General features: G+C 61.2%; 7 protein-coding genes. All 7 read left to right on the top strand.

Going from position 1 to position 3,234, the window contains the following annotated elements; all coding sequences use genetic code 11:
- A partial coding sequence (locus tag ACLP2E_RS13465) for a helix-turn-helix domain-containing protein (RefSeq protein WP_442466231.1) occupies positions 1-204 on the top strand: 204 nt, incomplete at its 5' end.
- A gap of 122 nt (positions 205-326) precedes the next feature.
- Positions 327-500 carry a hypothetical protein gene (locus ACLP2E_RS13460; RefSeq protein WP_442466230.1) on the top strand — a complete coding sequence of 58 codons (174 nt, stop codon included), beginning with the start codon at positions 327-329 and terminating at the stop codon, positions 498-500.
- Complete coding sequence (locus tag ACLP2E_RS13455; protein ID WP_442466229.1) at positions 497-748, top strand: hypothetical protein; 252 nt, start codon at positions 497-499, stop codon at positions 746-748. Before ACLP2E_RS13460 ends, ACLP2E_RS13455 begins: the two co-directional genes overlap by 4 nt.
- Positions 732-1,784: an AAA family ATPase gene (locus ACLP2E_RS13450; RefSeq protein ID WP_442466228.1), complete on the top strand. Its 1,053-nt coding sequence runs from the start codon at positions 732-734 to the stop codon at positions 1,782-1,784. Before ACLP2E_RS13455 ends, ACLP2E_RS13450 begins: the two co-directional genes overlap by 17 nt.
- On the top strand, positions 1,781-2,290 hold the full coding sequence (locus tag ACLP2E_RS13445; protein ID WP_442466227.1) for a hypothetical protein: 510 nt from the start codon (positions 1,781-1,783) through the stop codon (positions 2,288-2,290). The genes ACLP2E_RS13450 and ACLP2E_RS13445 overlap by 4 nt, the downstream gene beginning before the upstream one ends.
- Positions 2,280-2,774 carry a hypothetical protein gene (locus tag ACLP2E_RS13440; RefSeq protein WP_442466226.1) on the top strand — a complete coding sequence of 165 codons (495 nt, stop codon included), beginning with the start codon at positions 2,280-2,282 and terminating at the stop codon, positions 2,772-2,774. The genes ACLP2E_RS13445 and ACLP2E_RS13440 overlap by 11 nt, the downstream gene beginning before the upstream one ends.
- Positions 2,775-2,869: 95 nt before the next feature.
- A complete protein-coding gene (locus tag ACLP2E_RS13435) occupies positions 2,870-3,232 on the top strand; it encodes a hypothetical protein (RefSeq protein WP_442466225.1) in 363 nt (120 codons plus the stop codon).
- The last annotated feature ends 2 nt before the right edge of the window (positions 3,233-3,234 follow it).

Genomic DNA, 3,234 nt, shown 5'->3' with positions numbered 1-3,234 from the left:
ATCGAGAGGGTGCCACTGACGCACACAATCCTGGACGTGATGCAGGAACTGAACTGCGGGCGGACGAAAGTTTACGCGGAAATACGAGCCGGTGCGCTTGAAGCCCGCAAGATCGGACGCCGCACGATCATCACCAACGAGGCGCTCAAACGCTATGTGGCGTCGCTGCCGACGATCTATCAGCTCATTTCGGAGGACGATTAATGCGCGCCCCCGAAATGCGAATGCCCGGCCCGCGCGCCAACGCGGAAAACCGGGCAGAAGTAGTTCACAACGCTGACTGTTCTAACCCTGATCTTCCGGCCTCGCAACTGCCCGGCGCCATCATGTTCGACGCGCTCGCCGACGCGGCGCGGCTGATCGCAACGAGGGGCTTGCTGGCCAAATCCGCCGCACGGCGCGGCAAATGGCACAGCTTCATCGAAAACATGCGCGTCGCGGCCGAAGGGCTTGCTGAGGCGTGCGAAATCGCGGCGATGGTGGGGAGGGCGCAGCAATGAGCGAAATCGCGATCCTACCCCACGCGGCGGCGGAAATAGGGCGGCTTCGCGCCGCCTGGCCTGATGAATTTCGGGACGGCGCACGCTGCGCCTTCCTCGAAAAATACGAAGGCGAGCGCGAGCTGGACGGCTATCCAAAAGGGTTTCACGGCTGGCCGCAAGATCGCCGCAACGCCTGGTTCGCGGGTTTCAATCGCGGACTGTGCGACCGTCAGTCGATGGAGGCCGGCAATGTCGGAACGGCCTGATTACGTCTCTGACGCTGAGTATTTGGCGGCCAGTCGAGCCAAGAAAATCAGCCCTGCGGATGGGCTGACCACTATTCCGTCGCTAGGGACGTTCTCGAAACCCGGCGTACACGCCAATGGTCGGCCCGATGCGCCTCCGGCGGCTTTTGCCCCGGCTTACACGAGCGGCCTTGTCACTCTCACGGCGACCGATCTTCTCATGCGCGAATTTCCTCCGCGTGAAATGATCCTCGACCCCTGGGGCCCCGAAAAGGGCCTGATGATGGTCTTTGCCGAGCGCGGCATTGGCAAGACTTGGATCGCCTTGAATGTTGCCTACGCCGTCGCCAGCGGCGGCCCTTTCTTGCGATGGCAGGCGCCGCGCCCAAGGCGCGTCGTTTATATCGACGGGGAAATGCCGGGCCTGACGTTGAAAGAACGGCTTGCCACGATTGTCGCTCATGCCAGCCATGAGGCGCCAGACGACTACCTGACCTTTGTTGCCGCCGACATGCAGCCGGACGGCCTTCCCGATCTGGCAAGCCCGGAAGCCCAACGGTTTTATGACGCCGTCATTAAGGACGCCGATCTGATCATCGTCGATAATCTTTCGACTATCTGCCGAGGCCTGCGGGAGAACGAGGCGGATTCGTGGGGCCCTGTTCAAGCATGGTGTCTCCGCCAGCGCGCCGCCGGAAAATCCGTCCTGCTAATTCACCATGCTGGCAAGGGCGGTTCGCAACGCGGGACGAGCCGCAAGGAAGACGTGCTTGACTCCGTCATTTCTCTGCGGCGGCCCGTTGATTACGACGCGTCACAGGGCGCGCGGTTCGAGGTACATTTCACGAAGTCGCGCGGCTTTTTTGGTCCTGACGCCGAGCCATTCGAGGCGCACTTTGACGGTGCCCGATGGACGACGAGCGAAATCACGACCGACGACAGCGACGACGCGGTGACCACCTTGAAGGCGCAAGGGCTCAGCGTTCGAGAAATCGCTAATCGACTTGGCTTATCGAAGTCTGCTGTGGGCCGAAAGATCAAGGAGGTTGGCACATGAGCCTCCGCGAGCTTGCACGCGCCTATCTCGAAAAGGCCGCCGTGCCGCAAGTGTCCCAACGGGACACTATAGGCGCGTCCCAACGGGACAAGCAGGCTGTGTCCGCAGAAACTCTAAGGAGAGAAGGTGTCCCACGCCTGGCCCAACATGGGACAGCGGAGAGCGGCAAGACACTGGGGACATTTGGGACGTATGGGACGCTTGGGACAGTCCCCGCCGTCGTCATCGACATTGCTGAACATCTTGGCCGCGCCCAACGCATCGCCGACCGCAAGAACGCCGATGCGGCGCGACGGCGCCATACCGACCGCTGGTGCAAGTGCGGTGACTACGCCGCGCGCGCGTGGCGCATCGCTGGGGTTGAAATCTGGCTTTGCCCAGTCTGCGAAAAGGACGGCGCATCATCCTTGGAATCCACATTGGCAATCACGATGACGGCTGGCGAGCATTGTTTTGAGCGTCGCGGACTGGCCGAATTTTTAGAGAGGCAACAAGATGCAGAATGAAGAAACGCTGCCGCGCGAGAGCGCTCAAGTCATCGATTTTCTGGAGGCGATGTTTCGCGCTGGCCGTGCACCGCGCCCCGCCCTCCTGCTCTCCTTGGTGCCAGACGAACCGCTCGCTGACATCGATTTCGACCCTGATGTGTCGGCGAATGAGCGGGCTGCTCGTCGGCGGGAAGCCCGTGCTCTCGTGGCGCTGTTCCCTGGTTATCAGGCCGACCGATGGAAGCGCTTGAAAATGAAATACGTCGCGCAACCGGACGACGATTCGTCGCTGATGAATCACGTTCGTTCGGTCATCAGCTATTTGAAGGCGCGATGGAGTGAAGCCGTCGAGGCCGGCACGCGGCTCAAGTTCGCTGACTGGCTCGGCACCGTTCACATCACGCCGCTTTGGCTGGAATTGCCCGATTTCGAGGAGGCCGTTCATCTCGTGGGATTTGCTTTCGGCATGCAGCGCAACCCCGCGACCTGGACGGCCGACTGATGAACGTCCAAACGCCGCTGACTCGCGACGCCACGTATATCAAAAATCGAGCGCGAGCAACTTGGCGGTGGCGCTGATCACCACGGGAGGAAGAATTGAAGGGCGGATATATCGCGAAATTGAATGCCACCGTTGAACGGGACAAAGTGCGACGCGCCCAACAGAAGGAAGCAGACTTAAAGGTTGCGGCCGAAAGGCTGACGCCGTTGGTTGAGCGCCTGGCGAATCTCTTGGCTACGATTCCGATCGAAAACCAACGCGAAGGATTGTCGCTCGCCGCACTGCAAGAGTCACTGCGCGGACGGCGGCGCGGCCATGCTCACCCCGGCGAATTGGGCGCGGCGCTGCGTAAGCTCGGGTTTGAACGGCGGCGGCGATGGTCTGGCGATAATGGTTTCGAGGCCAGATGGCATCTCACGCGCGAATCAAAGCATAGTGTTCGGTTCCCCGCGCCATGACT

It is taken from the genome of Rhodoblastus sp. (assembly GCF_052145335.1).
Lineage (GTDB): Bacteria > Pseudomonadota > Alphaproteobacteria > Rhizobiales > Beijerinckiaceae > Rhodoblastus.
The sequence above is the reverse complement of the archived record's forward strand: the minus strand, read 5'-3'. Positions and strand labels throughout refer to the sequence as shown.

Coding starts and splice junctions, on each gene's coding strand:
- ACLP2E_RS13445 (WP_442466227.1), top strand. CDS start 1,781: ATGAGCCTCCGCGAGCTTGCACGCGCCTATCTCGAAAAGGCCGCCGTG.
- ACLP2E_RS13455 (WP_442466229.1), top strand. CDS start 497: ATGAGCGAAATCGCGATCCTACCCCACGCGGCGGCGGAAATAGGGCGG.
- ACLP2E_RS13460 (WP_442466230.1), top strand. CDS start 327: ATGTTCGACGCGCTCGCCGACGCGGCGCGGCTGATCGCAACGAGGGGC.
- ACLP2E_RS13440 (WP_442466226.1), top strand. CDS start 2,280: ATGCAGAATGAAGAAACGCTGCCGCGCGAGAGCGCTCAAGTCATCGAT.
- ACLP2E_RS13450 (WP_442466228.1), top strand. CDS start 732: ATGTCGGAACGGCCTGATTACGTCTCTGACGCTGAGTATTTGGCGGCC.